Raw genomic sequence first — 25,949 nt, 5'->3', positions numbered from 1 at the left:
CACATGAGAATCCGGCAATGACGCAGATTTTCAGGCGCTCGGCCGATACCTGGCTGCGCGTAGGACTGTTGCTGCTGATCGCCGGGCTCTCGGGAGGTTTGCTAGTGGCGTTGACTCTGGACAGCACCGACTACCGCACCGGCCGTAACTGGGTGGTCGAGCAGCCATTGCCCTTCAGCCATGCCCACCACGCGGGCGAACTCAAGATCGACTGCCGTTATTGCCACAGCGCGGTGCAGTCCTCCGCGATGGCCAGCCTGCCACCCACCGAAACCTGCATGAGTTGTCATTCCCAGGTATGGACACATGCCGATGTGCTGGAGCCGTTGCGCAAGAGCCTGCGTGAGCTTGAGCCCCTGCATTGGCAACGCATCGCCAAGCTGCCGGACTACGTGTATTTTCATCACGGCGTCCATGTGAACGCCGGCGTCGGCTGCAGTGAATGCCATGGTCAGGTCGACCGCATGCAACTGATGTTCAAGGCGCAACCGCTGAACATGGGCCAGTGCCTGGCCTGTCACCGTGACCCGGCGCCCCATCTGCGTTCCCTGGAGCAGGTCACCAATATGCAGTGGAAACCTTCCGAGGACCGTCGCCAATTGGGTGAGCGCCTGATGATCGCGCGGCACATCGATACCCGGGGCCTTACCGACTGCGGGACGTGCCACCGATGAGTAAGCCGCTGGACTTCTCCGTTGTGCGTGAACAACTGGCCGGACTTGAAGGGCAGGCCTATTGGCGCGGGCTTGAGGCGCTTGCCGAGTCCCCTGACGCTCAAGCGCTGATAGAGGCGGAATTTGCAGGTGTGGCGCCGCTGATGGATCGACGGCGTTTCCTGCAGTTGATGGCAGCGTCCATCGCCATGGCGGGGTTGGCCGCCTGTGGCAAGACCCCGGAACAGGCAGTGACGGCGGTCAGTCAGCCGGTCAATCTGACGCCAGGCGTGCCGGCCTGGTACGCCACCGCCATCCCGTTTGGCGGTGTTGCCCAGCCCGTGTTGGGCAAGACCGTTGCAGGCAGACCGATCAAGCTTGAAGGCAACCCGGACCATCCCGTGTCGGGCGGCGCCTGCGATGCGTTTACTCAAGCGGCGATCCTGCAACTCTATGATCCGGACCGTTCCCAGGCGCCGCGTTTCAAAGGTCGGGAAGCCAGTTGGCCGGATGTGCGCGCGGCGCTGGCCCACGAGCAGCAGGTGCTGGACAGCGCTCGCGGCAAGGGCTTGCACATCGTCTGTGGGGCCAGCAGTTCACCGACCCTCAAGCGCCAGCTCGACCAACTGCAACAACGCTGGCCTGAGGTGCGCCTGTACCATGGCGAAGCCTTTGCCGAGACGGCCGCCCTGCGAGCCAGCGAACGCGCGTTCGGTCAGCCATTGGCCGCGCACGTTCACCTGGAACAGGCCGAGGTACTGGTGTGCCTGGAGTATGACCCGCTGGGCAGCGGTCCGTATCAGACGGTGCTCCAGCGCGGCTGGGCTGAACGTCGCCGCCAGGCAGCGAAGGGTGAGGGCGCCGCGTTGGTATTCGTGGCTGAAAGTGTTCCGAGCCTCACTGGCGCTGCCGCCACCGCGCGCTTGCCCACGGCACCGTCGCAGTTGCCCGGCCTGCTGCTTGCGCTGAGCCAGGCGCTAGGCCAGGACCTGCCCGGAACGCCGCGCCTGAACCCGGCGCAACGGCAGTGGGTGCAGGACGCCGCAGCTGCGCTCAAGGCCCACCCGGGGCGCGGCCTGATCGGTATTAGCCAGCAGGCATCCGAGGCGTTGCAGGCGCAGGTCATGCAGCTTAACCAGCGCTTGGGGCACGCAGGCCAAACGTTGGACTGGCAGGTGCCGAGGTTATTGGGTTACGAGCCCAATCAATCGTGGGGTTCGCTTGCGCAACTGAGCCAGGAAGCGGTGACCCATTTGCTGATACTCGACTGCAACCCGGTGCTAAATGCCTACCTGCAAGATGTGCTGCCCCAGGTGCCATTTCGCTTGCATGCCGGGCTTTACTACGACGAAAGCGCCGCGCTGTGCCATTGGCACCTGCCGCTCAATCATGCGCTGGACGGTTGGAGCGATAGCCGCGCGGCGGACGGCAGTGCCTGCATCGTCCAGCCGCTGATCGAACCGATGTATTCGACGCGCACCCTGCATCAGGTCCTCGACTTGCTGCTGCACTCAACCGAGACCGATGCCTTGGCGCTGGTGCGCGCAACCTGGGCGCATATCGCGCAGCAACAATGGCGCGAGGCATTGGCCAATGGCTGGATTGAACCGGCCCCAGCGCCAGTCAAGGTGGAGGAAATGACGCCAATTGCCCTCGCGGCGGCCGACGTCGGCGAAGGATTAGAGGCCGTCATCCGTCCCGACCCGACCGTGTGGGACGGGCGCTTCGCCAACTCCGGCTGGCTGCAGGAATTGCCCAAGCCCATCAGCACCCTGACCTGGAGCAATGTGATCGGGCTTTCGCCACACCTGGCCGAACAGTTGGGCGTGAGCAACGGTGACGGCGTGGAGGTGACGCTGGCCGATCAGACCGTGCGCGGACCCGCCTGGGTTGAACCCGGGCAGGCCGACCAGGTCATTTTCTTATACACCGGCTACGGTCGCAGCCACGCCGGGCGCGTCGGTGATGGCCTGGGTTACGCGGTGAGGCCCACTGAGCAATTCTCCGTCAGTGCCTCCCTACGAAGCACCGGCGAGCACTTTCCCTTGGCGGCCACCCAGTCACATCACCGGTTGCCGCAAGCGCAAGAATCGCCCATCCGGGTGGTCTCACGCGACAAACCACAACTCGCGACCCAGGCCATTCCCGCGTCGCTCTACAGCCCGGTGGACGACAGCGGCCCGCAGTGGGGCATGGTCATTGATCTGGACCTGTGCACCGGCTGCAATGCCTGTGTGGTGGCCTGCCAGGCCGAGAACAACATTGCCGTGGTCGGCGCCGAGCAGGTCGCCCAGGGGCGCAGCATGCACTGGCTGCGCATCGACCATTATTACCAGGGGCCGTTGGAGGCCCCGCGTTCGCGCTTCCAGCCATTGCCCTGCATGCACTGCGAGCAGGCGCCCTGCGAAACAGGCTGCCCGGTCAACGCCACCGTGCATAGCCGCGATGGCTTGAACCAGATGGTCTACAACCGCTGCATAGGCACCCGCACGTGCGCCTCTTACTGCCCGTACAAAGTGCGGCGTTTCAATTGGCTGGACTGGAGCGCCGACGCCGCGCCGTCGATTCAGGCCCAACGCAACCCCGAGGTGACGGTACGCTCCCGCGGCGTGATGGAGAAATGCACGTACTGCATCCAACGCATCAGCAACGCCCGCACGGACAACAAGCAACACGGCGATGATTTCGACTCCTCTGCGGTGGTCACCGCTTGCCAGCAAACCTGCCCCAGCCAGGCCATCCAGTTTGGTGACATCAACGCGCCCGCCAGCGCTGTCAGTCTCGCGCGCCGCGATCCCCGCCATTACCGCTTGCTGGAAGCCCTCGGCACCCGGCCGCGTACCAGTTACCTGGCGCGCATCGAGGAGGAGGGCGCCGGCGATGAAGGCTGAGCCGCTGCTGCACGCCACCGGGCATTTCCTGCCAAAGGATTTGAGCGACCAGCAGGTGTCGCGGCAGGTGTTCGGGCCATTGCAGCAGTTCCCCCGGCGCGTTGCCTGGCGCTGGATGTTCGGTGTCGGCCTGGTGTTGTTGCTGGTGTACCTGGGTTCGGTCGCTGTGCTGCTGGGCAATGGCGTGGGCATGTGGGGCAATAATCAGCCGGTGCATTGGGGCTTTGGCATCCTCAACTACATCTGGTGGCTGGGGATCGGCCACGCGGGCACGTTTATCTCGGCCTTGCTGTTGCTGATCGAGCGGCCCTGGCGGCATACCCTCAACCGGCTGGCAGAGTTGATGACGCTGATGGCGGTGATCTGCGCCGCGCTGTACCCGATCCTGCACCTGGGCCGTCCCTGGCTGTTCTACTGGACCATGCCCTACCCGAATGAAATGGGGTTATGGCCGCAATTCAAAAGCCCGACGGCCTGGGACATGTTTGCGATCCTGTCGTACCTCACGGTGTCGGTGCTGTTCCTGATGGTGGGCGCCATTCCGGATTTCGCCGCAGCTCGTGACCGGGCCAGCACGCCGCTGCGCCAGGTGGTTTATGGCTTGCTGGCGCTCGGCTGGCGTGGGTCGCAGCGGCATTGGGCGCTGTGGCGGCGCACCACGCGGGTGTTGGCGATCCTCGCGATACCGCTGGTGTTTACGGTGTCGAGTGGCTATTCGTTTTTGCTGACCATGGGCACCCAGAGCGGTTGGCACTCCACCTTGTTTTCCGCCTATTTCGTGGCCGGTGCGGTGTTTTCCGGATTCGCCCTGGTGGCGCTGCTGGCGATTGCCGTGCGCTGGATGTTGTGTATCGAAAGCCTGATCACCCCACGCCATCTGGACATGCTCGGGCGCCTGTTGCTGGCGACCGGCTGGCTGACCATCTACGGGTATCTGGTCGATCTGTTCATGCCGTTCTACAGCGGCGACGCCCATGAAATCGAGGTACTGCTTGCGCGCATCAGCGGCGCGTATGCCTGGAGTTTCTGGTTGGCGATCGTCTGCAATGTCGGGGTGCTCCAGGCGCTCTGGTGGCGAAACGTGCGCCAAAGCCCGCCGCGATTGGCACTGGTGGCGCTGGCCGTGCTGGTGGGGATGTGGGCCGAGCGTTTCATGCTGCTGATCCCGCCGCAGACGCGTGATCTGCTGGTTTCCAGCTGGGGCGATTACACGCCGTCCCTGTGGGACTGGACGCTGTTTATCGGCAGTTTCGGGGTGTTTCTGGTGCCCTATAGCCTGTTCCTGCGCTATGTGCCGATGGTTTCCGCGTTCGAGGTCAAGCAGGCGCTGCATCAGGAGCGCGGCGATGGCTGAGTGCCTGGGTTTACTCGCGCGGTTCCCGGCGCCCCAGCCCTTGGTGGATGCCGCCGTGAGCGCGTGGGACCTGGGTTATCGGCGGCTGGATGCCTTCGCGCCGTTTGCGCTGGAAGCCTTGGAGCCGGTACTGGCGGTCGACGCCAGGCGAGTAGGGCGCATGGCCTGCCTGGGGGCCGGGCTGGGCGTCGTCCTGGCGCTGGTGATGCAGCTCGGTCCGGTGTGGGCCTATCCCTTGAACATCGGCGGGCGCCCCTTGGTGGCGTTGCCTTCATTCGCAGTGGTGACGTTTTTGTTCGCCGTAGTGTTTGCAGCAACGGCGGCGGTGTTGACGTTGTTGCTGTGCAGTCGCCTGCCGCGCTTGCATCATCCGTTGTTCGGCGTCGAGGGGTTTGAAGCGGCAAGCGACGATGGGTTCTTCTTGTTTATCGATGCGCGCGATCCGTTGTTCGACGCGCACCAGACCCACGCCTGGCTGGCCGAACGCGCGCAGAGCGTGCAGGAAGTGGCGCCATGAATGCCTGGCCATGGGCATTGAGCCTGGTGCTGCTGTGCAGCGGCTGCGATGACATGTCACGCCAGGCCAAGGTGCTTGAACAACGCGCCGGCGCGTTGTTTGGCAATGGCCTCAGCAGTCGCCAGCCTCCCGCCGGCAGTGTGGCGCGCGGGCATCTGCAACGTGAAGCGCTGGCGCGCCAACGGCCGGCCCTGAGTGCGGACTTGCTGGCACGTGGCGAGGCGGGCTATCAAACATTCTGCACGCCGTGCCATGGCCTGGGCGGGCTCGGCGATGGGCTGGTGGTGGGTCGTGGTTTTCCGGCGCCGCCGTCGTTTATCGAACCGCGGTTGCTGAACGCCTCCGATGACCAACTGATGCAGGTGATTGCCGACGGGCGAGGCTTGATGTACGGCTACGCGTCGCGCATTCAGCCCGATGAGCGCTGGGCGATTGTCGCCCACTTGCGTGTGCTGCAGTTGAGCCAGCACGCCGACCTGCAAACGCTGCCGCCGACGGTGCGCCAGGCCTTCGAGGAGTCCGGCCAATGAGCCGGTGGTGGTTGCTGGCTGCCGCCATCGGCCTTGCCGTGCTCGGCGTATGGCAGCCTGCCTGGGTCGGTGCGGGCACCCTGGCGGCAGCGGTCAATGGCAGCAATATCGCGCTGGGTTGCCTGCTGCTTGCGTTGCTGACGCCTCTGGTCAGCGGTCGCTGGCAGCCTTTGCTGGATCCCGGCAGTCGCTTGGGTGCAAGCGCCGTGTTGCTGATCATCCCGATGCTGTTGCCGGTGCTCGTCACGATGCCCTGGGTGTACCCCTGGTTCGATCAGGCGGCCCCGGGCTTTCGTGGCCTGTGGTTATCGCCGTGGTTTTTTGTGCTACGTACTCTGGTGTACGGCGGGCTTGCCTGGGTGGTGCACGGCTGGGTGGGCAAGCGCAGTGCGGCGGGGCTGATCCTGTACGCTCTGGTGGCGAGCCTGGCCGCCGTGGACTGGCTCATGTCGTTGCAGGCGGGGTTTGTCTCCAGCGTGTTCGGCCTGTTGTTGATCGCCCGGCAACTGCTCGACGGCCTGGCCTTTGCCGGGTTGTGTGTCTTGTGCTGGAACGTGGTGCTGCTGCCCGCAAGCCAGTGTGTGCTGTTGCGCGGTCTGCTGGTAAGCGCCTTGGCGTTCTGGATCTACGTGCAGTTCATGCAGTACCTGATTATCTGGTCGGTGGACCTGGCGCATGAAACAGCCTGGTACCGCGTGCGCCAGACGGGTGGGTGGGGCGCACTGACGGCGCTGGTGGTCGCCGGGCAACTGGTGTGCCTGGTGGTGCTCGCGTCGCCATGGGGCGGGCGAATGAATGTGTTGACGTGGGGCTGTGCGGCGATCTTGTTGCTTGGGGTTGTCGAGTCGATGTGGATCAGCCTGCCGTCGATTTTTCCCGACGCGACCCTTGGCATGCTCCTCACCGCGGTGCTGTGCCAGGGGGTGTATGCCGCGGGCTTGTTTGCCGTGTGGCGGCGGCAGTGGCAAAGGAGGCGTCATGACCGCTGAATACCAACCCAACGATTTTGACGGTAAAAAAGCCGCCCGGGTAATGGTGCTGCTGGGTGTGGCCATAGCCCTGAGCCTGGGCGGCGTGGCCTGGTTGTTGAGCGGCTATCGTCAACAGGTGCAACAACCGCCGATGAGCACACTGGAACGCCAGCGCCTATTGCCCCCTGAGCCGCGTCTACAAGCTGATCCCCGGCAGGCGGGTGAGCGGCAACTGGCCCGCCAGCGTCTGCACCTGGACAGTTATGGCTGGGTCGACCGTGAGCATCACATCGTGCACCTGCCCTTGGCACAGGCCCGGCAATTGCTGCTGGAGCGAGGATGGCCTGATGAGCATTGAGCGCCTGCTGCTGGTCGTCGTATTGGTGTGCTGTTGGCTGCCGCAAGCGGGCGCCGCGCAGCCATTCGACCCCTTTACCGCCGCCGGAATCGACACGGCCCACGTCGGCCGACCCTTGGCGCTCGACAGTCGCTTCACCGACCAACAGGGCCGCCCCGTGCGTCTGGGCGACTTGCTCAACGGCCAGCCCACATTGCTGGTGCCGTTGTACTACCGTTGCCCGAACGTTTGCGGAGCGGCGCTTTCGACACTGTTCAGCCAACTGGCCAACCAGCCTTATCGCCTGGGCCGTGACTTCCAGGTGATCGCTTTCAGTTTCGACCCCCGCGAAGACGTGGGCGCCGCCCGGGAAGAGTTGGCCAAGCTCAGCCAGCACTGGCCAGCGCTGGCTGACGAGCCTGGTATGCACCTGCTGACTGGCGATGCGTCGGCCAGCCAGGCCCTGGCGGACTCGATCGGCTTCGGCTATCGCTTCGACCCGCAACAGCAGCAATACGCCCACAGCTCGGCAGTTGCGGTGGTAACGGGCGACGGGCGCCTGTCGCGCTGGCTCTACGGCCTGGGCTATCAGCCCAGCGACTTGCGCCTGGCATTGACCGAGGCCGGGCAGGGCAAGTTGGGGGCCATCAAGGAACAACTGTTATTGCTGTGCTACCACTACGACCCGCAGAGCGGCACCTACAGCAGCCGGATCATCCTGCTGCTGCAAGTGGCAGACGTGTCGACGGTGCTGGTGCTCGGCCTGCTGATTTTGCGGGCGGTGCGGCGCGAACGTAGGGAGGCGCGATGAACGAACACTTTCTGCGCCTGTGGCCGGCGCAAGCCTCGGATTACGCAGTATCGGTCGATTGGCTGGTGATCGGCTTCACCGCCATGATGGCGCTGTTCGTGGTGCCGGTGTTCGTCGCGCTCTGGGTGTTTATCTGGCGCTATCGGCGCGGCCGTCCCGCCGACCGCGACCATCGCCCGCAAAGTAATCTGCCTATCGAGCTGGCCTGGATCATCTTGCCGTTCATAGGTTCGCTGGTGGTCTTCCTGTTGTCGGCGCGGTTGTTTTTCATCGCCCGCACGCCGCCGGAGGATGCGCTGGAAGTGCAGGTCACCGCGCGCCAATGGATGTGGAAATTCCAGCACCAGGGTGGCCAGCGGGAGATCAACACCCTGCATGTGCCGGCCCGGCGCCCGGTGAAGTTGACCATGATTTCCGAGGACGTGATCCACAGCCTGTTTTTCCCCAGCCTGCGTATCAAGCAAGACGTGTTGCCGGGGCGCTACAGCATGTTGTGGTTCCAGGCCGAGCACAGCGGCACCTACGAGGTGTATTGCGCCGAATACTGCGGCACCGACCACGCGGCAATGCTGGCGCGCCTGGTGGTGCTCAACCCCGCCGATTACGAGCACTGGCTGGCAGACAACGGCAGCAGCGCTGACCTTGCCCGTCAGGGCGAGACCCTGTATCGCCAATACGGTTGCGCCAGTTGCCACGACTCAGGCAACGCGCCGCCGCTGGCCGGGGTGTTCAACCGTTCGGTGCAACTGGCCGACGGCAGTCAGGTAAAAGCGGATGAAGCCTACCTGCGCGACAGCATCCTGTTGCCGCAAAAACAGTTGGTAGCCGGCTACCTGCCGATCATGCCGACCTACAGCAATCTGTTGGATGAAGAGGCGGTGCAGCGGCTTGTCGCTTACCTGCGCGAACTTGCGGAGAAACACCAATGAGCCAACCCAGCTATTTGCATGCACAGGGCCTGCGGTCATGGTTGCTGACCCGCGATCACAAACGTATTGCGGTGCTGTACATGCTCACCGTGACCTTCTTTTTCTTTGCCGGCGGGCTGGCGGCGAGCCTGATCCGCATTGAACTGGTCACGCCGGAAGGGGATTTGCTCACCGCCGATGGCTACAACCGCGCGTTTACCCTGCATGGGGTGATCATGGTGTGGTTTTTCCTGATTCCGTCGATTCCGAGCGTGTTCGGTAATTTCCTGGTGCCGATCATGATCGGCGCCAAAGACATGGCCTTTCCGCGTCTGAACCTGTTCAGTTGGTACTTGCTGCTGGGTGGCGGCCTGTTCACCTTGCTGGCGCTGCTGCTCGGCGGGGTGGACACCGGCTGGACCTTCTACACGCCGTTGTCGACGATGTTCAGCAACGGCCATGTGGTGGCGGTGATCTGCGGCGTATTCATTGCCGGGTTTTCGTCGATCTTCACTGGCGTCAATATCATCGCCACCGTGCATACCCTGCGCGCGCCGGGCATGACGTGGATGCGCTTGCCGCTGTTCATCTGGTCTATGTACGCCACCTCGATCATTCTGGTGCTGGCCACGCCCGTGCTGGCGATCACCCTGGTGCTGGTGGCCGCCGAGCACCTGTTCAACATCGGTGTGTTCGACCCTAAATTGGGCGGCGACCCGCTGCTGTTCCAGCATCTGTTCTGGTTCTACAGCCACCCGGCGGTGTACATCATGATTCTGCCGGCCATGGGGGTGGTCAGCGAGTTGATCACGGCGGCAGGGCACAAGCGCATTTTCGGCTACCGCTTTGTCGCCTGGTCCAGCGTGGCGATTGCGGTGATCGGCTTTCTAGTGTGGGGCCATCATATGTTTGTCGCCGGGCAGTCGATGTATGCCAGCCTGGTGTTCTCATTGTTGAGTTTTCTGGTGGCGATTCCGTCGGCGATCAAGGCCTATAACTGGAGTGCCACGCTGTACAAAAGCGACTTGACCCTGCATGCGCCGTTTCTGTTTGCGTTGACGTTTATCGGGTTATTTATCGTCGGCGGCGTCACCGGGCTGTTCCTCGCGCTGCTGGCCGCCGACCTGCATGCCCATGACACCTATTTTGTGGTCGCGCACTTCCACTACATCATGGTCGGCGCCGCCGTGGCCGGGTACTTCGGGGCCTTGCATTTTTGGTGGCCGAAGATCACCGGCCGACTTTACTCGCAACTGTGGGGCAAGATCACCGCGATCCTGATTTTCTGCGGCTTCAACCTGACGTTTTTCCCGCAGTTTCTCCTGGGTTACCTGGGCATGCCGCGTCGCTATCACAGTTACGATCCGGACTTTCAGTTCCTCAACGTGATGTCGTCCGCCGGGGCTTCGATCCTGGCGCTGGCCTACGTGTTGCCATTTTTCTACCTGCTCGGCTCCCTGCGCTGGGGCGAGCGGGCGCCGATCAATCCGTGGGAGGCGGCCGGGCTGGAGTGGCGCGTGGCTTCGCCGCCGCCGCTGCACAACTTCGAAGCGCCGGTGACGGTGGATTTCGAGGCCTACGATTATTCCCCAGGGGCCCGCCGTGATCCGCTCTGACGAGAGGCCCGCCGACCCGTTCGTGGCCTGGGCCCAGCAACGCGAGGCCGCCCGCCTGGGCATGTGGCTGTTCCTGGCCAGCGAAGCGATGATGTTCGGCAGCCTGATCATGGTGGCGTGGTTCTTTCGGCTGCGTCATCCGGACGGGGTGGCGGAGGCCGTGGCGGGCCTGCATTACCTGTTGGCGACGGGCAATACAGTCCTGTTGTTGACCAGCAGTTTGTTGATGACCCTGGCCGCCAGCGAGCCACGCCGGGTGGGCTGGTGTCTGCTGGGTGCGGCCGTATTGGGCGTGTTGTTCCTGGGCTGCAAAGGTGTTGAATACGGCCTGGAGATCCACGAAGGCGTGCTGCCCGGCTTTACCGATCACTCAACCTGGCAGGCGCCGTCGGCGCAGTTGTTCATGAACCTGTACTTCATCGCCACGGCGCTGCACGGGCTGCATGTGTTGATCGCGGTCGGCCTGGCCCTGTGGCTGTACAGCGCGTTGAAACGCGACCGGTTGGCGCCTCACCAGCGCGCGATGCGCCTGGAAATGATCAGCCTGTATTGGCACCTGGTGGACGGGATCTGGATCCTGTTGTTTCCCACTCTCTACCTGGTGGGGCGTTGAGATGAGCAAGGCGGGCGCGTTGAAAGTCTATGGGGCGCTGATGCTGTTGCTGGCCGTGCAGATACTGTGCGTTCGCTATCAGCCCCGGTTCGGCAGCGTGATCATGCTCGCCGCCGCCGGCCAGTTCCTGCTGTTGTTGCTGTTCTATTTAGGGCTTTACCGGCACCGCGGCTGGGTACGTCTGTTTGGATGGGTGTACCTGCTGTGGTTGCTGGTAATGGTGGTGTTCATCCTGGGTGAATCGGCGACGCGCTGAGCCGCACCGGCACCGATTTGGCGGCCGGCACCTTGCTGCGTTCAGCGTGGTGCCAGAGCGGCACCAGCGGGTTGCATTCGGGGTAGTACGCCGCGGCGCAGCCTTCGGGAATGTCGTAGGCGATGATTTCGAATGGCCCGACCTGGCGCTTGACCTCCGGTTCGATGGCAGTGGTCAACATCACCTGCGCGCCGGGCGTGAAGCCCAGGCGCACGATGTCGTTGCAGTGCATGAAAATCACCTCGCGCGTGCCGCTGACCCCGCGAAAGCGATCGTCATAACCGTAAATGGTGGTGTTGAACTGATCGTTGCTGCGCAGCGTCATCAGTTGCAGGACATCCCGTGCCGGTTGCGCAAGGTTCACGTCGTCATCTTCGGCCAGGGTCACGGGCTTGACGAACTGCGCCTTGCCGCTCGGGGTCAGCCACTTGCGCTGCGCGGCGGCAATCGGGCGATGGAAGCCGCCAGGCTCGGTCATACGGCTTTCCATGTCGTGGAATATCTGCGGGTAGATCTGCCCGATGGCCGTGCGGACCTTGGCGTAGTCGGTGCTCCAGGCCTGCCAATCGATGTTGCAGGGATGGGAGAGGGTGGCCATGGCCAGCCCGGCGACGATGCTGGCTTCGGCGCGCACATGAGGGTCGACCGGCTCGCTGCTGCCACGCCAGCTGTGGATGCAGCCGGTGCTGTCTTCTGTGGTGTAGGTTTGCGCCACGCCATTTTGCCGGTCTATTTCGATGCGACCCAGGCATGGCAGCAGCCACTGGTGACGCGCCGGCAGCAAGTGCGTGCGGTTGAGCTTGGTGGCGACCTGTACGTTCAGGTGCAACCCTTGCCAGGCGGGCTCCATGCGCGAGGTGTCCGGAATTGCCCGCAGAAAGTTGCCGCCCAGGCCGACAAAACCGCGCACCTGGCCGCTGAGAATTCCTTCGCACGCATCCACCGTGCACACGCCCATTTTCTCTGGCACCTTAAAGCCGAAGTGCTGCTCGATCAACTCCGCCGGTACTTTTTTCGGGTCTTCGGTAATGCCTACCGTGCGCTGGCCTTGCACATTGGAGTGGCCGCGCACCGGGCAGATCCCGGCACCGGCCTTGCCGATATTGCCGCGCAGCAGCAGCAGGTTGACCAGCATCTGCACGTTGGCCACGCCGTGTCGATGTTGGGTCAGCCCCATGCCGTAGACGAACATCACGCGTTGGCTGTGGGCATACACGGTCGCGGCGGCTTCCAGTGCGCCGCGCGTCAGCCCGCTCTGGTGCTCCAACTTTGGCCAGGCACAGCCACGGACATAGGTGGTGAAGGTTTCGAAGCCGTCGGTGTGGCCGGCGATGAAGTCATGATCGAGTACCGCCGGGCTGCCTTGCTCGGTGGCGAGGTCATCCATTTCCAGCAACGCCTTGGCGATACCGGTGATCGCTGCCGTATCACCGCCGATTGCCACCTGATGGTACTGGGTGCTGATCAAGGTCGAGTCGGGCGTAAGCATTTCCGTGGGGGACTGCGGGTTGACGAAACGCTCCACGCCGCGTTCGCGCAGGGGGTTGAAGGTGATGATGGGCACATCGCGGCGACGCACGTCCTGCAGTTGATGCAGCATGCGCGGGCTATTGCTGCCGACATTCTGGCCAAAGAAAAACAGGCAATCGGTGTGCTCGAAGTCTGCCAGGGTCACGGTGCCTACCGGCACGCCTATGCTTTCCTGCAACCCTACCGAGGTACTCTCGTGGCACATGTTGGAGCTGTCGGGCAGGTTGTTGGTGCCGTAGGCGCGCGCGAACAACTGGTACATAAACGAGGTTTCCAGCGACGCCCGCCCGGAGGCATAGAACACCACGCTGTCGGGGTCCATGGCTTTGAGTTGGGCGCCGATTTCACGGTAGGCCTCTTCCCAGGAGGTTTCCCGGTAATGATCAGTGTCGGGGTCGTAGCGTAGCGGGTGGGTCAGGCGGCCATGCTGCTCCAGCGCATAGTCGGGCCAGGTACGCAGTTCGCTGAGGCTGTGCTCGGCAAAGAACGCCGGGTCTGTCTTGAGAGACGTTAGTTCCCAGGCGGTGGCCTTGGCGCCGTTCTCACAGAACTCCAGCGCATGGGGATGGCCGGGCTTGGCCCAGGCGCAACTGACGCACGCAAACCCGTCGGGCTTGTTCTGTTTGAACAGCGCGGCGGGCGCCTTGGCCAGCGCTTGTTCGCGCCACAGGATCTGCATCACCGACTTGGCCGAACCCCAACCGCCACAGGCATTGGTATAAGGCTGGAAATGGCTTTTGGGGTAGATAAGCATCAGGCACTCCCGGGTCTTGGCTGAATACAGTTGGGACGGGCCGGTAGACGCAAAGGTTCGAGTGGATTCGTGGGTGGAAGATGCCGTTTGTCAGTGTTGCTCGATATCAAGTGAACCCATGGACATCGGCGGTCCTCCACACCCCTGTGTGCTTTGAACAGACAATGAGGTGCGTACCATGAAAGCAATCAGGATTGAGCAGTTTGGCGGCCCCGAGGTCATGCAATTTTGTGACGTCGAGGTGCCGGAGCCTCTGGCAGGCGAGGTGCTGGTCAAGAATTTTTTTGTGGGGATCAACCCTGTGGACTACAAGATTCGTGAAGGCCAATACCCGGAGGTCAAGCAGGACAAACTCCCGCTGACCCTCGGCCGTGAAGTCGCCGGCCTGGTAGAAAAAGTCGGGCAGGGCGTCAGCGATTTCAAGAAGGGCGATCGGGTGTTTGCGATGATTGGCGCCGACGGTGGCTATGCGGAGTATTCGCGGGTACCGGCGGTGCATCTGGCGCATATCCCCCAGTCACTGGATTGGCCGGTTGCGGCCGGTGTACCGCTGGCGGGCCACACCGCTTGGCAGGCCCTGGTGGAGCACGGGCAGATCGAGCAAGGGCAGAAGGTGCTGATCCATGGCGGGACCGGCGGGGTGGGCCACTTTGCCGTGCAGTTTGCCAAGGTCAAGGGTGCCCAGGTATACGCCACCGCCTCCACGGACAGCCTGCCGTTCTTGCGCGAGCTGGGGGCAGACCGCGCGATCGACTACAAGACCGAGCGTTTTGAGGACATTTGCAAGGAGTTTGACCTGGTGATTGATTTGATCGGCGGCGACACGCAGGCCCGTTCCTGGCAAGTGCTGGGGGAGGGGGGCCGGCTGGTGTCGACCCTGACGATGCCCGACGCCAGCCATCCGCAGGCAGCCGGCAAGACCGGCGCACGGTTTACCGCGGCGCCACGTGGCGAGGAGCTGACAGAGATCGCCGGCTTGATCGAGGCAGGCAATGTGCAGGTCTACCTCGCCAAGGTATTCGAGTTGGGGGCTGCGGTGCAGGCGCTGGATTACCTGGCCAATGAGCATGTGCACGGCAAGGTCGTGCTGCATATCAGTGATTGAGAGGCGTCATGAACCCACCATCCAAACCCCATACGTCGGGGCAAACCGGGCAAAAGGTGCGGCCCGATACGGCAAAGCGCAACGACAAATCGGAGGACCCGACGGTCGACCGCCCCTGGAAGGCGGACGTCGGTCAAGTCGGCGTCGCCCCTGGCGGTCCTTCAAAAGACCCTGAGTCAGGGGCGTGATACTTGACCGGGCGTCAGCCCTGTTTTCGACAGGGCTGACGGCTATCTTCGCTTTGTACGATGGATGCGCATCCACTCTTGGTAAGCGGCGGTGCGTTGCGCATCTGCAGCTTTCTTCGCTTCGATGAAGCGCGCCCACGTCTGCGCGTCGCCGCTGTAGGACTCGATGATTTTGTACGCTCGCGCATCCAGTCGGTCGGCTTCAAAAAACATCTCGTTATTTCGCGCGACCTCATCATCGCGTGCTTGTCTCGTCGTATAACCAAGCGTCTGGCTGTTCATCATGCGAGACCCTCCGCCCACTGCACCTGCGTCGCGGCGCTCCAGCGTACCTGCGTGATGCCGTATTTTTCCGCCATCGGTTTGGAGACACGCTTGAGGGTGTGTTGGCCAAATTTCGGTATGACGGCGACGCCTGCATCGCAGCTGGCCCAATGCCAAGCCTCGGCATTGTTCATTTGCGATGCGCGCACGATGAAGGACTTCGGTTCACCGTGAAGCTGATACTCGATGGTAAATAGATTGCTATCTTTCATGAGACCTCCCTATGCTCATGAATTACAGATATTTGACGTCAAAGAAAATTCAAAAAAATTGTCCGACAATGCGATGGATGAGCTCCGGCGCTTATCACACCTCAATCATCTACTGTAAACGTGACCCATCCGGGCGCATTCGTGGGCCGCTCTATATCGACGATGACGCCACTCACGGTGGAGCCATCGGGTAAATGGACTGCGACAAAGTTAGGATTACCCGGCCAATCCAGTGGCTTGTCGAAGTCCAAACGCGCAATCGTTGGTTTTCCACTGCTGCTCAAATGGATCTCTGCTGACTCATTAAAACATTCATCCGAGGGTGTGCCCAAATGACGAGAGGCAGTCATTACGCTCGCGTTACCTTGGAATTTGTAAGACATGCTGATTTACCTCATTTAAACGGGGCGGCTGCCCCCCATTTCAGTTATGCGGCTTGTTGTTTGTTGAATGCTTGCGCGCAATGAGCACACCGCCGAGTAACAACGCTGCGCTTGCTGCAATCAACCAATACGGTGTACGGCGTGTTTGTCGCCAGCCGCCTTCAATGCGGCGCTCACCGCTGGCGGGTCTAAACAGGTTGCCCGACGAAGTCGCTGAGTGGGGTGCCCGTTGCAGGGCGGTGCGGGTGAGCCAGCCGGATACCTGGGGAAAGGCGGGCAGCAAAAAATGCGCGACTCGAGCGATGGTTGCGGCGGTACCGACAGTGGTGCTGTTCCTCGGTTGCAGCGCGCAAGCGACCATCGCCCGCGCTACCTGACGCGGATCATAGACCGGTGGCGGCGGCGTCAATGTATGGCCAGTAAAATTTGCGCCATCGCGAAAGCCCGGTGTATCCATCACGGCGGGATAGATGTCGCACACATGAATATTCGGGTAGCCAACCAATTCGCCGCGCAGTGCTTCGGTCAAGCCACGCAGGCCATATTTACTGGCTGAATACGCGGCAGCAAAAGGCTGGGCGACCCAGCTTCCCAGCGAGAGTGTATTGATCAGAATCCCGCTTTTCTGGCCTTTGAAATAGGGCCACGCCACGTGGGCTCCACGCAGGTAACCGAGCAGGTCTGTTTGCAGTACTTGTTCGTGTGCTTCCAAAGGCGTGTTTTCGAAGCTGCCGACGGCCCCTACACCGGCGTTATTGATCCAGATATCGATGCGGCCATTTCCGAAAGCCGCAGCCTTTTCCGCCAGCGCGCGCATTTGGTCGCCATGTGTCACATCGGTTTTAACGGCGATCGCCTGCGCGCCGCGTACAGCACATTCCTCGACCACTTCTGCCAGCGCCTTTTCATCACGAGCCGCCAAGACTAACCGGGTACTTTGTTCTGCGAATGCGTGAGCAGCAGCACGACCTATGCCGCTTGAGGCGCCGGTGATCACCACCGTTTTGCCGTGTAACTGGCCATTGTTTTTTCCCATTACAGGCGCGCGTGCAGGCAAATCCTCGGGCACATGAACAGGTATCGGATGGAGTTTCAAACGGGCACCGTCGGCCAGTACGAGGGTAAGGTTTTCAATCGTGCCAGCGACACGGTCGGGGAATACCGGGTCGCCTAAGGCGTCGAGCTCGTCGTAAATAAATGTCTGGCCCTCCAGCCACCCGACAGCCGTCAAGAGTTCAGGACCCAGGTAATATTTTCCATCCAGGAAAAAACCGCAAAAGCTCCTTGTTCGCTCTAGGCTCTCCACTGCGTATCGTTCGCCAGGACTCATTCCGGTTGCTGAATCAATCATCATGACATCCTCCTATCTCTGGTCTTGCGATAGAGAAGGGCTAGCAAATGATCGTTCAATCCAAATGACTGAGTGGTGCGTTCAGTGCTGATGGGCCGTTACAGTCGGATCGGTGATCTGAATAACGGTGCCCTTTTGCCATGCGTCCGCACCCGGTGCGATGGGTGGCGCAACTATATCGATGCGTGTCTTCTTCTTTTCGGTGCTGTCGATACCCATCCGCTTATCTCGCTCGGCGACCATCCCAGGGTCGGCCTGGCCATCGGTGGTAAACCCCATCATCAGTTGCGGCGCACCCAGCGGCAGGCGTTTGTTGAGATCGGTATGCCAGGTATGCCAAGTCTTACCGTAGGTATGCACCAGTTTTTCCATCAACGCGTGCTCCGCCACGTCGGGGATTCCCGGCGCGACCAGTTGTCCTGATTTCACTTCGTGCACGTGGCTGTGCCACAGCGCCTTTTCAGGGGTAGGCAGTGTGGTGAATAACTGCTCGCTGATGATGTATTCCACGCCCATCAACTTTGCATCCTTGCGATTGCCGTCGTAGATCACGCATTGAATCACCTCTTCATTGAGAATCGCGCAGTAGTGATGCGCTTCCATCTGTACCTCAGGATGGCCGTTATAAAAGTGAAAACCGTCCAGGTAGGCGTTCAATGCATCAACAGGCGGACGAGATTGGAGCAAGGCTGCACCGGCTTCCAGGGTTCGGGTAGATGGAGCAGTCGGTTTACCGGGTGCCCCCACGTTCGAGGGAGAATGATTGCCAGCGCAGGCGCTTAACAGGGTAAAGGTTGCCGCCAAGGAGCATGACTTGGCCATTCTGGCTGTCTTGGTAATCATTGCCGTAGGTTCCATCCTCTTGCCTTCTCTCAAGCTGTATTCGTGAACGTCAGGTTCAACTCTGTAGACGTTGGAAATCCTGACACCGTGCACGTTCAAAACACTTTCACTTGAACGTTGATTGATCTGAAAGGTCGTTTTTTGGAACGGGTGATAGCGCAATCGCTCGCGCGCAGGAGCAATTATCATGTTAGTCGCCACTTCTATCGTGGAGTACCTCAAACGCAATCGACTGGTCATTGCGACGGCCGAGTCTTGTACCGCGGGAAAAATTATCACATTGCTTTCCGAGGTCGACGGAGGGGGGGCATGTATTGAGAGTGGTTATGTTGTCTACTCGCCAGAAGCGAAGCAGCGACTACTAAAAGTACGCGCGTACACCATAAATACTTTTAATCTCACGAGTCGTGAGGTTGCTCGGGAGATGGTTCTCGGGGCGCTGGACGACAGCCCGGCAAATGTAGCCATCGCGACCACAGGCATACTCGGTCCTGATGTGGTCGATGGAATACCTCCTGGAACTGTGTGTTTTGCCTGGGCCTATCGAGTAGGGCGAGGTCTGAGCGTGTTCAGTCGAAAGGAACGCTTCATGGGATCGCGCGAGGAGGTCCAATTGGCGGCATCCCTCCATGCCCTGAAATCATTGCCGCATTTTCACCAGCTAGCCATGGCGGGAGAGGGCGCTTAGCGATCTCTGACCCACAGCCTGCGAAAAACACGTTGATCGCCCTTTACTGGCCCCTCATCAGGAAATGGTAGCCGTTCGATATTTCTCAATTGTGCCGGGGTGGGCGCCTCGCGGCAGATATCCGCTTGCTGGCCTGGCGGATAGGCGCCTACTACGAGGAAGTCTTTACTGGCGCTCAGACTGCAATGTCCGGTGCCTGCCGGCAACAGCAACACATCGCCTGTACTCACGTTCAGAACCTGCCCGTGCTCACCACCCAGCATCAGCTGAGCATGGCCGCTTGCGACACCCAGCACTTCGTGCCCCTGTGTATGGTAATGATGATAGTTGTAGATCCGATCACGCCACTGAGGTGGCCAACCTTGGCTGGCGAACATTGCTTCAAAGAGTGCCGCAAGGTCGTTGAAGGGCTTGGACAGTGCCTCTGAATAAAAAAGTACGGGCAGGTCTGGGTTATTGGGCACCGTATCACCGCGCTTAAACATAAGCGGTATTGGCGCAGTTGTACCATTCTCAAAGCCGTTCATATGGGATGCGCCATTTGAAATCCGGTTATTGAGCTGACTGCCACGTCCACTGCCCGCCGTCTTTCTCACAATCGATTTTGGCTTGCTTAAGGTCCTGTGCGGCGTAGTGATAGGTCACCACCCCAGCGTTGCTGGGAAGCATCGCGCCCGCGTGGCCAGGAACTTTGGCGGTTGCATGAGGATTCGCAAGTGCCTCGTGTGTGAGTGTTGCCTTGCAACTGGCCGTATAGTCGCCGGCGCATTGAGCGATCTTGGTTTTTTTTGTGTTCATCATGTCCTTGTTTTCGTTGCTGCACGACCAATCGATAGCGTCGGAAGGCACGCCTTCGTACGTGTAGCAGGTGTGCTGTTCAACCACGGGTACCTGATCGCTCTGAGAGTGCGTGTAGACATCACACGCCGCAGCCAAGGCGTTTGAAAAGGTAAAACACGAGATCAAAAACATGGGGAGGCGCAGGTTCATGATTGTCATCTCCACGCAGCGTTCACACTGTCGGATTCAATTGAATCGATTCATCTAGGAGAAAATTCTTTTCTCTTCACAAGTGGGAGGGTGCAACGGTAAATAAAGTTTTAACGCTGTGCATATCCCTCGACGAGTGGCGTGCAGCGCTATCCACCAATGCTGAATAGGGGGGGCTTTGGGGTGATTGTGTTTGAACATTCAGGTCGGCGACGCTCTCACATAGAAATAGGCGAAAAGACAAACCCTGCTCCAAACAGGATGAGCATTATGAGCCACTTACCCCAACGACCCGAGCTCAAAGCTTTGTACAAGGCGTTGAACGACTACGATTACCGCGCCAATTCTCCGGATGCTTACCACCGTGCTCTGCTGGACGGTGCCAAAGCGCTGTTAAGCGGCGGTGTCATTGATTGGGACCAATGTGAGGAACTCAAACAACTGGCTGATTCGGGGCATGCCCGGGCCATGCTGGAAGCCAAAGCCCATCTGAAGCGTGATCCCTCGGCGTAACAGCAGCGGCAGGCGCAATTTCCAGCTTCTCCCCCATCACGACTGAGCTTATGGGGCGACGTCCAACAGCAGCTCTCCACTGGGAAGTTTTTCAGTGTGGTGCACCACCCCACGGTAGGAGCCGCCCTCCCATTCGAAGGTAAGTGTGTGGGCATGTTGTAGCTCGCTAGGCCACGGCAGTGCGAATTGCAGCTGAAATCCAGACGCTTTGCGCATTATGCGTGCTCTGCACTCGCTTGCGAGTGGATTCACTCCGAACAGCGTGTCCACTAGGTATTCAATTTTGATTGAATGCATCGTCGCTTCAGTAGAGTCCGGCATATGAATTCCTATTTATTACCCCACAGATGAACGCCTGGAAGACTGTCTCGATATGACCATTTCTTCCAGTATTTCCCGTATGAGCCTATTGATTCCTGATTCCCCGTGATAGTGGGCGCGATTGATATTGGCGATGGTGAACTGATCAGCATCGTGCGCCGTCACGGTCACCGAAAGGCTGCCGTCGGGATTGAACGCACAGTGAACTGCGCAGTTAGGAAGGCGAGCGGAAAGGGCTGCTTCAACCTCCACTTTGGTTAGCGTGTCCATCAGTTCTCCGGATTAAAAGCCTAAACACGACAAGGCTAGTTCAGAATGCCGCGGCGTAAATACTGGCAGGATAATGGCGCTCCGAAACGTTCCTTTAGATGCAGCTGCTCTCGCTACGATAGATTCTTTAAACCTTCCTTATCAGGGCGGTGTCGATTGCTGGGCACACGTCGCGAGGTAAGGGAGAGAAAATGATAGGGATCGTGATACCTGCTCATAACGAGGAACGCTATATCAGCCAATGCCTCGAGTCCGTGCTCCTCGCGGTTGAACACCCGTCGCTAAAAGATCAGTTGGTCGAGATACTTGTCGTCTTGGATGACTGCTCAGATAGCACGGAGGCAATGGTCGCGGCGATGGGCATACAGTCGATTGGTGTCTCTTTTCAAAACGTGGGTAAGACGAGAGCTGTAGGTGCTGAGCAGTTACTGAAAGCTGGTGCTCGGTGGCTTGCTTTCACGGATGCCGATACCGTTGTACCGCCCGATTGGCTAGCGCGTCAGATTGAGTTTGACGCTGACGCGGTGTGTGGAACAGTTGAGGTCGACAGCTGGAGAGAATACGGCGAGGCGGTTCGCACTCAGTACCTGGCGTTGTACCAGTTTATCGAGAACCATCGCCATATCCATGGTGCCAATCTCGGCTTGAGTGCCGAGGCTTATCAGAACGCTGGTGGGTTCAAGCATTTGATGGCACACGAGGATGTTCAACTGGTTGCAGACCTTGAGAGGATAGGAGCACGTATTGTCTGGACAGCCACTAACCCTGTGGTCACCAGTGCACGCCGGGACTACAAGTGCCGGGGTGGATTTGGAGATTATCTGGCTTCCCTTATGCCTCCCAATACCGACATAGGTGTCGAGCCGTCCATGAGTTCAGATTCTGGCCTCCGGGGGGCGTGACCTTGTGGATCTGATTGATTGGGTGCAATGGCCCGCCATGGTAGTGACTGTCATATCAGCTTGGTTTATCGGTTCTCAACAACCGCGCCGGCGCATGATTGCCTTTTGGGGGTTTATCCTCAGCAATGCGCTATGGGTTATCTGGGGATGGCACACAAATGCTTTCGGATTGATTGCACTCGAGTGCATTTTGCTTGGCATGAATGCTCGTGGGTTCAGGAAAAATCAGCACAGTAGCCAGGCCTCAGAATAAATCGCGCCTACTGATTCTTAAAATTCTTTTTAAACCCACGTAGGTTCATCGAGCAAAGACAGATCTGCAGCACGATCAGCGCGTAGGCCTCAGCATAAGCCCCCCAAACGACCCAAAGGACATTACTCAAAATAAAACAGAAGAACCCGGCCATTCTTCTCGCGGGGCGTTGAGACCCGATAAGCCACGCGGCGATCACTGTCACTGCCATGGCGGGCCACTGAACCCAATCCAGATAACTCAAGCCAACCTCTCAATCTCTATCGATAAGAAAAGAGAGGGATACGAGGGCGAATAATTCAGATTTTTTGAGCGATTTTTAGAATGTACCGCTCGTCAGACATGCCTCGAATTTCTTGAACATACATTTTGCTCTCTCGGACAGATTAAACATGTGCTGACGAAAAACCCCTTTCGTCTTGCCTCTGGGAGAACGCAATGAAAGCCATCGTTTACAACGGCCCTCGTGACGTCAGTGTGCAAAATGTGCCGGACGCCAAAATTGAAAAACCCACCGACGTTCTGGTGCGGGTGACGGCCACTAATATCTGCGGATCTGATCTGCATATGTATGAAGGCCGAACCTCTTTCGAAACCGGCAGAGTGTTTGGCCATGAGAATCTGGGCGAGGTCATCGAAGTTGGCGCCGGTGTGGATCGGGTAAAGGTAGGCGACCGCGTATGCCTGCCATTTAACATCGGCTGCGGCTTTTGCGAAAACTGTGAAAAAGGTCTGACCGGATTCTGCCTGACCGCTAACCCGGGCAGCGCGGGTGCTGCATACGGGTTCGCTGACATGGGCCCTTATCAGGGAGGGCAGGCCGAACTGCTTCGGGTGCCTTATGCAGACTTCAACTGCCTGGTGCTGCCAGAAGATGCGCAAGAGCGTGAAGAAGACTACGTCATGCTGTCCGACATCTTCCCGACGGGCTGGCATGCAACCGAGCTGGCGGGCCTCCTTCCTGGGGAGAGCATTGCCATCTACGGCGCCGGCCCGGTGGGTTTAATGGCCGCCCACTCAGCAATCATCAAGGGCGCCTCTCAGGTGTTCGTGGTCGACAATCATCCCGACCGTTTAAAGCTCGCCGCTCAGATGGGTGCTACGCCCATCAACTCGCTTGAGAAAGAGGCAGTGGACCAAATCTTAAATCTGACTCACGGCAAAGGCACCGATCGAGGATGTGAGTGTGTTGGTTACCAATGCTGCGACCGCCACGGTCATGAGGCCAATCATCTCACTATGAATAACCTTGTCGCCTCGACAAAAGCGACGGGGGGCATCGGTGTCGTTGGAGTGTTTGTACCGCAGGATCCAGGCGCTAAAAATGAACTGGCCAAAGAAGGCAAGATGGCCTTCGACTTCGGCGCTTTCTGGTTCAAGGGGCAGCAGATTCGAACTGGGCAGGCTAACGTCAAAGTCTATAACCGTCGCTTGGCCGAGCTTATCCATCACGGTCGTGCCAAACCATCTCAGATCATTTCTCATCGACTCAAGCTCGCCGAAGGCCCAGATGCCTATAAGCACTTCGACGCACGTGACGATGGCTGGACGAAGGTCGTACTCAAGCCAGCAGCCTGAAATGAACAGCCAAATTCACTAGTAGGTAAACGATCATGAAAAAGTTGAGTATGTGCTTGGGCTTCTGCAGTGTATTCATGCTTCATGGATGCTTTGACAGCGCCGATAATGCAACCAAAGACAACTCCAGCGGCACCAAGTCCTCTGTACAGATGCAGGAAGGAAAGGCGGACGACAGTAAGCGATAATTGATGGCCCAGGCCGTTATGAACCGCTGGGCCAAAACCCTTTGAAGACAATAAAATGTTGGGTTGGATGCTCCACAAATGTAGGCAATGTGCTCAGCCACTAAGAGGATGCGATCATGCCGCGCGGGGATAAAGACAAGTACACCGATAACCAAAAACGCAAAGCGAAACATATCGAAGATAGCTACGAGGCTAAAGGGGTTCCCGAAGATGAAGCAGCACGTCGTGCGTGGGGAACAGTTAATAAACAGTCAGGTGGCGGCGAACGGAAGGGTGGGTCTGGGCAGAAAACCACCGAAGCAAAAAAGGCTAAAGCCCGAGAATCATCAGCCCGGCGAGCTGTAGCAACACGACAGGGTGCCCCGCGAACTGATCAGCGATTAGAGGATATGAGCAAAAATGAGCTTATGGAGCGAGCTCGTAAACACCGAATAGCGGGGCGTTCGACTATGCGTAAGATCGAACTGATCAAGGCGCTGAATGAGGTGAGTTAAGGACTTAACTGAAGTGACCACGTGGCATGAGCGGTGCGACCAATGAATTCACGCTGGCCGCTTCGGTGTAACGGCGCCGGCTGGCCAAGTTTACCCCTCAGGGGCCACCGGTCGGTATGCGCCTGCCCAACACACCTTGCGTGATTAAACGGGTGCCCACCTGTGGGGTAGCAATTCGGTGCGTCGGCAGTCGCGTGAGCACAGCTTTGAGATAGATCCTTGAGCCTTCAGCCTTGCCAGCCCCTGCTTGATTTGCCCAGGGTTCTCGAAGATCGTCTCTAGAGCACCACCAGTGCTACTCGGTCGCAGATACGGCCCGCGAAGTTCTGCCTTAGCGATAAAGCATCGCCCATTAGGCCAAAGGGCCTCTCCTAGACGCCAAAAGCTCGTAAATGCTCAACCGCTACCGCCAACAAGGACGTCTTGCCCGCGCCATGGCCTAAGATGATTTCGTCCTACGCGCTCGCAATTTTATGGAGACGCTTCTCCAGCGCCACCCTGTACAGGATCCTCAGATTATCACCAACAAGCTTGGAGATGGCCTCTGTGACTTGAAGATTCAATATTAACTCCTGCGCGCGAATATCATGGATCCACGCTTCAACTGCGGTAGGTGCTTGCGCCGCTTTTGGCCCTTTTTCGCGCTGCCTTTGGCACCATTCCAGTCCGATATTTCTCTTCCTTTCTCAGCGTTTTCGCATGTCAGATAGCCTTGCCAGACGGCCTGTTTTACGGGCGATTAGGCCGTTTTTCCTCACCCGCTGCGCGGCGCTAAACCCGGAAGCTCAGTTCCGATTCTTCGTTCTTAAGGGTCAGGGGGGGTAAAGAGCGAAAAGTGGCTACGTTTCAGCAGCTCGCATTTCCTTAGCTATTTATTGGGACGTCAACCTCAATGGCCCTTAGCTGGAACGCGAAGAAGCATGGGGCGTAGGTGCATCAGATGACGCTTCCTGAGCTACTCTGCTGGAGCAATGTTTTGCTGCGGACACGGCGATTAATCGGGCTGAAAGGCTAGTCAGATTCTGTTGTTACCTAGGGGGGCTTTTTCTGGCATCGATGAGGTCCGCCCGGTTGGATATAATCCTTTTAAATCTATCCTAACCTGACCTAAACGGGCAAAATCACTAAAAACCCCTTAAGTCTTACGTTCACGCAGGTCTGTGATATGTCTGATCGTTGGTTTGGTGTCGAAGAAATAAGCGAACACTTGGGTGTCAGCAAAGACACCATATATGCCTGGATTGCCAAACGTCAGATGCCTGCTCACAAGGTCGGGCGGTTGTGGAAATTTCAGAAGGCTGAGGTAGATATCTGGGTGAAGGCGGGCGGAGCCAGTGACGAATCAGTACAAATATCGCATGATGGCTGATTGCCGTTGTATGTGTTTTTACATTGCATAGGTTCTTCTTTTATGCGGCATGTGCCTCGCGTTGGATTGCCCCACTATTGAAGGAGACGGTCAGTTGGAATCGTTTTTTTGATAGTCATCGAGAATGTTCGAAGGCTACCGATTGTGAGGCAAGCACCTATGCGCTACCGGTTTTTTAGGGCGAAAAACGTTTTGATGACGGCTGGCAACTATTCCAACGCGAAAGGAAAAATCAC

General features: G+C 59.2%; 30 protein-coding genes. 20 read left to right on the top strand and 10 right to left on the bottom strand.

Features of this window, described 5'->3' with window-relative positions:
* Positions 1–17: 17 nt before the first annotated feature.
* From BLV67_RS06530 to BLV67_RS06475, 12 genes are read left to right on the top strand one after another with little or no spacing between them, the layout of a single operon-like run.
* Complete coding sequence (locus BLV67_RS06530) at positions 18–674, top strand: cytochrome c3 family protein (RefSeq protein ID WP_069787814.1); 657 nt, start codon at positions 18–20, stop codon at positions 672–674.
* Entirely contained in the window at positions 671–3,544 is a 2,874-nt protein-coding gene (locus BLV67_RS06525) for a TAT-variant-translocated molybdopterin oxidoreductase (RefSeq protein ID WP_069787813.1), read from the top strand. The genes BLV67_RS06530 and BLV67_RS06525 overlap by 4 nt, the downstream gene beginning before the upstream one ends.
* On the top strand, positions 3,534–4,898 hold the full coding sequence (nrfD, locus tag BLV67_RS06520) for an NrfD/PsrC family molybdoenzyme membrane anchor subunit (RefSeq protein WP_069787812.1): 1,365 nt from the start codon (positions 3,534–3,536) through the stop codon (positions 4,896–4,898). The genes BLV67_RS06525 and nrfD overlap by 11 nt, the downstream gene beginning before the upstream one ends.
* On the top strand, positions 4,891–5,415 hold the full coding sequence (locus BLV67_RS06515; RefSeq protein ID WP_069787811.1) for a DUF3341 domain-containing protein: 525 nt from the start codon (positions 4,891–4,893) through the stop codon (positions 5,413–5,415). The genes nrfD and BLV67_RS06515 overlap by 8 nt, the downstream gene beginning before the upstream one ends.
* On the top strand, positions 5,412–5,945 hold the full coding sequence (locus BLV67_RS06510; protein ID WP_069787810.1) for a c-type cytochrome: 534 nt from the start codon (positions 5,412–5,414) through the stop codon (positions 5,943–5,945). Before BLV67_RS06515 ends, BLV67_RS06510 begins: the two co-directional genes overlap by 4 nt.
* Positions 5,942–6,934, top strand: coding sequence for a hypothetical protein (locus tag BLV67_RS06505; RefSeq protein ID WP_069787809.1), 993 nt, complete (start codon positions 5,942–5,944; stop codon positions 6,932–6,934). Before BLV67_RS06510 ends, BLV67_RS06505 begins: the two co-directional genes overlap by 4 nt.
* A complete protein-coding gene (locus tag BLV67_RS06500) occupies positions 6,924–7,274 on the top strand; it encodes a hypothetical protein (protein ID WP_069787808.1) in 351 nt (116 codons plus the stop codon). The genes BLV67_RS06505 and BLV67_RS06500 overlap by 11 nt, the downstream gene beginning before the upstream one ends.
* Complete coding sequence (locus tag BLV67_RS06495; RefSeq protein WP_069787807.1) at positions 7,264–8,064, top strand: SCO family protein; 801 nt, start codon at positions 7,264–7,266, stop codon at positions 8,062–8,064. Before BLV67_RS06500 ends, BLV67_RS06495 begins: the two co-directional genes overlap by 11 nt.
* A complete protein-coding gene (gene coxB / locus BLV67_RS06490) occupies positions 8,061–8,993 on the top strand; it encodes a cytochrome c oxidase subunit II (RefSeq protein WP_065946790.1) in 933 nt (310 codons plus the stop codon). Before BLV67_RS06495 ends, coxB begins: the two co-directional genes overlap by 4 nt.
* Positions 8,990–10,588 carry a cytochrome c oxidase subunit I gene (locus tag BLV67_RS06485; RefSeq protein ID WP_069787806.1) on the top strand — a complete coding sequence of 533 codons (1,599 nt, stop codon included), beginning with the start codon at positions 8,990–8,992 and terminating at the stop codon, positions 10,586–10,588. The genes coxB and BLV67_RS06485 overlap by 4 nt, the downstream gene beginning before the upstream one ends.
* Positions 10,575–11,201, top strand: a complete 627-nt coding sequence (locus BLV67_RS06480; protein WP_069787805.1) for a cytochrome c oxidase subunit 3 — start codon at positions 10,575–10,577, stop codon at positions 11,199–11,201. The genes BLV67_RS06485 and BLV67_RS06480 overlap by 14 nt, the downstream gene beginning before the upstream one ends.
* Before the next feature lies 1 nt (position 11,202).
* On the top strand, positions 11,203–11,457 hold the full coding sequence (locus BLV67_RS06475) for a hypothetical protein (RefSeq protein ID WP_069787804.1): 255 nt from the start codon (positions 11,203–11,205) through the stop codon (positions 11,455–11,457).
* Here the strand turns inward: BLV67_RS06475 and BLV67_RS06470 are convergent.
* On the bottom strand, positions 11,429–13,741 hold the full coding sequence (locus BLV67_RS06470; RefSeq protein WP_069787803.1) for an FdhF/YdeP family oxidoreductase: 2,313 nt from the start codon (positions 13,739–13,741) through the stop codon (positions 11,429–11,431). The two genes, BLV67_RS06475 and BLV67_RS06470, sit on opposite strands and share 29 nt — an antisense overlap.
* A gap of 178 nt (positions 13,742–13,919) precedes the next feature.
* On the opposite strand from BLV67_RS06470, the gene BLV67_RS06465 reads away from it, so the two are divergent.
* Entirely contained in the window at positions 13,920–14,846 is a 927-nt protein-coding gene (locus BLV67_RS06465; RefSeq protein WP_083269419.1) for an NADP-dependent oxidoreductase, read from the top strand.
* A 230-nt stretch (positions 14,847–15,076) separates the two neighbouring features.
* Here BLV67_RS06465 and BLV67_RS06460 read toward each other — a convergent pair whose 3' ends face one another.
* From BLV67_RS06460 to BLV67_RS06440, 5 genes are all read right to left on the bottom strand, one after another.
* Complete coding sequence (locus tag BLV67_RS06460; protein ID WP_069787907.1) at positions 15,077–15,316, bottom strand: hypothetical protein; 240 nt, start codon at positions 15,314–15,316, stop codon at positions 15,077–15,079.
* Positions 15,316–15,570, bottom strand: coding sequence for a DUF6555 family protein (locus BLV67_RS06455; protein ID WP_069787801.1), 255 nt, complete (start codon positions 15,568–15,570; stop codon positions 15,316–15,318). The genes BLV67_RS06460 and BLV67_RS06455 overlap by 1 nt, the downstream gene beginning before the upstream one ends.
* Positions 15,571–15,671: 101 nt before the next feature.
* The gene (locus tag BLV67_RS06450) at positions 15,672–15,953 is read right to left on the bottom strand and encodes a hypothetical protein (protein WP_074854428.1); all 282 of its coding nucleotides are present in this window, start codon (positions 15,951–15,953) and stop codon (positions 15,672–15,674) included.
* 40 nt (positions 15,954–15,993) lie between these two features.
* Positions 15,994–17,304 carry an SDR family oxidoreductase gene (locus BLV67_RS06445; protein ID WP_069787906.1) on the bottom strand — a complete coding sequence of 437 codons (1,311 nt, stop codon included), beginning with the start codon at positions 17,302–17,304 and terminating at the stop codon, positions 15,994–15,996.
* Between the two features lie 81 nt (positions 17,305–17,385).
* Positions 17,386–18,147, bottom strand: coding sequence for an OBAP family protein (locus BLV67_RS06440; RefSeq protein ID WP_069787800.1), 762 nt, complete (start codon positions 18,145–18,147; stop codon positions 17,386–17,388).
* A gap of 187 nt (positions 18,148–18,334) precedes the next feature.
* On the opposite strand from BLV67_RS06440, the gene BLV67_RS06435 reads away from it, so the two are divergent.
* Positions 18,335–18,835 carry a CinA family protein gene (locus BLV67_RS06435; RefSeq protein WP_069787799.1) on the top strand — a complete coding sequence of 167 codons (501 nt, stop codon included), beginning with the start codon at positions 18,335–18,337 and terminating at the stop codon, positions 18,833–18,835.
* Here BLV67_RS06435 and BLV67_RS06430 read toward each other — a convergent pair.
* Both BLV67_RS06430 and BLV67_RS06425 read right to left on the bottom strand, forming a co-directional pair.
* Entirely contained in the window at positions 18,832–19,362 is a 531-nt protein-coding gene (locus BLV67_RS06430; RefSeq protein ID WP_069787798.1) for a cupin, read from the bottom strand. The genes BLV67_RS06435 and BLV67_RS06430 overlap by 4 nt on opposite strands.
* Before the next feature lie 25 nt (positions 19,363–19,387).
* The gene (locus tag BLV67_RS06425; protein WP_069787905.1) at positions 19,388–19,825 is read right to left on the bottom strand and encodes a hypothetical protein; all 438 of its coding nucleotides are present in this window, start codon (positions 19,823–19,825) and stop codon (positions 19,388–19,390) included.
* Positions 19,826–20,095: 270 nt separating this feature from the next.
* On the opposite strand from BLV67_RS06425, the gene BLV67_RS06420 reads away from it, so the two are divergent.
* Positions 20,096–20,338 (top strand): hypothetical protein, encoded by a 243-nt coding sequence (locus tag BLV67_RS06420; RefSeq protein WP_240164006.1) that lies wholly within the window; start codon positions 20,096–20,098, stop codon positions 20,336–20,338.
* A 336-nt stretch (positions 20,339–20,674) separates the two neighbouring features.
* Here BLV67_RS06420 and BLV67_RS06410 read toward each other — a convergent pair whose 3' ends face one another.
* On the bottom strand, positions 20,675–20,929 hold the full coding sequence (locus tag BLV67_RS06410; RefSeq protein ID WP_045792168.1) for a hypothetical protein: 255 nt from the start codon (positions 20,927–20,929) through the stop codon (positions 20,675–20,677).
* Positions 20,930–21,120: 191 nt separating this feature from the next.
* Between BLV67_RS06410 and BLV67_RS06405 the strand changes: the two genes are divergently transcribed.
* Positions 21,121–21,831 (top strand): glycosyltransferase family 2 protein, encoded by a 711-nt coding sequence (locus BLV67_RS06405; protein ID WP_069787795.1) that lies wholly within the window; start codon positions 21,121–21,123, stop codon positions 21,829–21,831.
* A 4-nt stretch (positions 21,832–21,835) separates the two neighbouring features.
* Positions 21,836–22,084: a hypothetical protein gene (locus tag BLV67_RS33280; RefSeq protein WP_074854427.1), complete on the top strand. Its 249-nt coding sequence runs from the start codon at positions 21,836–21,838 to the stop codon at positions 22,082–22,084.
* Positions 22,085–22,091: 7 nt separating this feature from the next.
* Here the strand turns inward: BLV67_RS33280 and BLV67_RS33275 are convergent, their stop codons facing one another.
* A complete protein-coding gene (locus tag BLV67_RS33275; protein WP_069787904.1) occupies positions 22,092–22,295 on the bottom strand; it encodes a hypothetical protein in 204 nt (67 codons plus the stop codon).
* A 227-nt stretch (positions 22,296–22,522) separates the two neighbouring features.
* Between BLV67_RS33275 and BLV67_RS06390 the strand changes: the two genes are divergently transcribed.
* The 3 genes from BLV67_RS06390 (at position 22,523) to BLV67_RS06380 (ending at position 25,713) form a co-directional block, all read left to right on the top strand.
* Positions 22,523–23,662: a glutathione-independent formaldehyde dehydrogenase gene (locus tag BLV67_RS06390; RefSeq protein ID WP_054070027.1), complete on the top strand. Its 1,140-nt coding sequence runs from the start codon at positions 22,523–22,525 to the stop codon at positions 23,660–23,662.
* Between the two features lie 304 nt (positions 23,663–23,966).
* Positions 23,967–24,344 carry a termination factor Rho gene (locus BLV67_RS06385; protein ID WP_069787794.1) on the top strand — a complete coding sequence of 126 codons (378 nt, stop codon included), beginning with the start codon at positions 23,967–23,969 and terminating at the stop codon, positions 24,342–24,344.
* A 1,165-nt stretch (positions 24,345–25,509) separates the two neighbouring features.
* Complete coding sequence (locus tag BLV67_RS06380) at positions 25,510–25,713, top strand: helix-turn-helix domain-containing protein (RefSeq protein ID WP_069787793.1); 204 nt, start codon at positions 25,510–25,512, stop codon at positions 25,711–25,713.
* Positions 25,714–25,949: the final 236 nt, after the last annotated feature.

It is taken from the genome of Pseudomonas salomonii (assembly GCF_900107155.1).
Lineage (GTDB): Bacteria > Pseudomonadota > Gammaproteobacteria > Pseudomonadales > Pseudomonadaceae > Aquipseudomonas > Aquipseudomonas salomonii.
Note: the sequence above shows the minus strand (reverse complement) of the source record. Positions and strands in the feature narration are given on the sequence as shown.

What these genes read in the sequence shown, in the direction of transcription:
- BLV67_RS06510 (WP_069787810.1), top strand. Translation starts at nt 5,412, where the DNA reads ATGAATGCCTGGCCATGGGCATTGAGCCTGGTGCTGCTGTGCAGCGGC.
- BLV67_RS06425 (WP_069787905.1), bottom strand. Translation starts at nt 19,825, where the DNA reads ATGAACCTGCGCCTCCCCATGTTTTTGATCTCGTGTTTTACCTTTTCA.
- BLV67_RS06445 (WP_069787906.1), bottom strand. Translation starts at nt 17,304, where the DNA reads ATGATTGATTCAGCAACCGGAATGAGTCCTGGCGAACGATACGCAGTG.
- BLV67_RS06405 (WP_069787795.1), top strand. Translation starts at nt 21,121, where the DNA reads ATGATAGGGATCGTGATACCTGCTCATAACGAGGAACGCTATATCAGC.
- BLV67_RS06470 (WP_069787803.1), bottom strand. Translation starts at nt 13,741, where the DNA reads ATGCTTATCTACCCCAAAAGCCATTTCCAGCCTTATACCAATGCCTGT.
- coxB (WP_065946790.1), top strand. Translation starts at nt 8,061, where the DNA reads ATGAACGAACACTTTCTGCGCCTGTGGCCGGCGCAAGCCTCGGATTAC.
- BLV67_RS06475 (WP_069787804.1), top strand. Translation starts at nt 11,203, where the DNA reads ATGAGCAAGGCGGGCGCGTTGAAAGTCTATGGGGCGCTGATGCTGTTG.
- nrfD (WP_069787812.1), top strand. Translation starts at nt 3,534, where the DNA reads ATGAAGGCTGAGCCGCTGCTGCACGCCACCGGGCATTTCCTGCCAAAG.
- BLV67_RS06380 (WP_069787793.1), top strand. Translation starts at nt 25,510, where the DNA reads ATGTCTGATCGTTGGTTTGGTGTCGAAGAAATAAGCGAACACTTGGGT.
- BLV67_RS06500 (WP_069787808.1), top strand. Translation starts at nt 6,924, where the DNA reads ATGACCGCTGAATACCAACCCAACGATTTTGACGGTAAAAAAGCCGCC.
- BLV67_RS33275 (WP_069787904.1), bottom strand. Translation starts at nt 22,295, where the DNA reads ATGGCAGTGACAGTGATCGCCGCGTGGCTTATCGGGTCTCAACGCCCC.
- BLV67_RS06485 (WP_069787806.1), top strand. Translation starts at nt 8,990, where the DNA reads ATGAGCCAACCCAGCTATTTGCATGCACAGGGCCTGCGGTCATGGTTG.
- BLV67_RS06525 (WP_069787813.1), top strand. Translation starts at nt 671, where the DNA reads ATGAGTAAGCCGCTGGACTTCTCCGTTGTGCGTGAACAACTGGCCGGA.
- BLV67_RS06440 (WP_069787800.1), bottom strand. Translation starts at nt 18,147, where the DNA reads ATGATTACCAAGACAGCCAGAATGGCCAAGTCATGCTCCTTGGCGGCA.
- BLV67_RS06435 (WP_069787799.1), top strand. Translation starts at nt 18,335, where the DNA reads ATGTTAGTCGCCACTTCTATCGTGGAGTACCTCAAACGCAATCGACTG.
- BLV67_RS06505 (WP_069787809.1), top strand. Translation starts at nt 5,942, where the DNA reads ATGAGCCGGTGGTGGTTGCTGGCTGCCGCCATCGGCCTTGCCGTGCTC.
- BLV67_RS06420 (WP_240164006.1), top strand. Translation starts at nt 20,096, where the DNA reads ATGAGCCACTTACCCCAACGACCCGAGCTCAAAGCTTTGTACAAGGCG.
- BLV67_RS06410 (WP_045792168.1), bottom strand. Translation starts at nt 20,929, where the DNA reads ATGGACACGCTAACCAAAGTGGAGGTTGAAGCAGCCCTTTCCGCTCGC.
- BLV67_RS06385 (WP_069787794.1), top strand. Translation starts at nt 23,967, where the DNA reads ATGCCGCGCGGGGATAAAGACAAGTACACCGATAACCAAAAACGCAAA.
- BLV67_RS06460 (WP_069787907.1), bottom strand. Translation starts at nt 15,316, where the DNA reads ATGAACAGCCAGACGCTTGGTTATACGACGAGACAAGCACGCGATGAT.
- BLV67_RS06450 (WP_074854428.1), bottom strand. Translation starts at nt 15,953, where the DNA reads ATGTCTTACAAATTCCAAGGTAACGCGAGCGTAATGACTGCCTCTCGT.
- BLV67_RS06515 (WP_069787811.1), top strand. Translation starts at nt 4,891, where the DNA reads ATGGCTGAGTGCCTGGGTTTACTCGCGCGGTTCCCGGCGCCCCAGCCC.
- BLV67_RS06390 (WP_054070027.1), top strand. Translation starts at nt 22,523, where the DNA reads ATGAAAGCCATCGTTTACAACGGCCCTCGTGACGTCAGTGTGCAAAAT.
- BLV67_RS06495 (WP_069787807.1), top strand. Translation starts at nt 7,264, where the DNA reads ATGAGCATTGAGCGCCTGCTGCTGGTCGTCGTATTGGTGTGCTGTTGG.
- BLV67_RS06455 (WP_069787801.1), bottom strand. Translation starts at nt 15,570, where the DNA reads ATGAAAGATAGCAATCTATTTACCATCGAGTATCAGCTTCACGGTGAA.
- BLV67_RS06465 (WP_083269419.1), top strand. Translation starts at nt 13,920, where the DNA reads ATGAAAGCAATCAGGATTGAGCAGTTTGGCGGCCCCGAGGTCATGCAA.
- BLV67_RS06530 (WP_069787814.1), top strand. Translation starts at nt 18, where the DNA reads ATGACGCAGATTTTCAGGCGCTCGGCCGATACCTGGCTGCGCGTAGGA.
- BLV67_RS06430 (WP_069787798.1), bottom strand. Translation starts at nt 19,362, where the DNA reads ATGAACGGCTTTGAGAATGGTACAACTGCGCCAATACCGCTTATGTTT.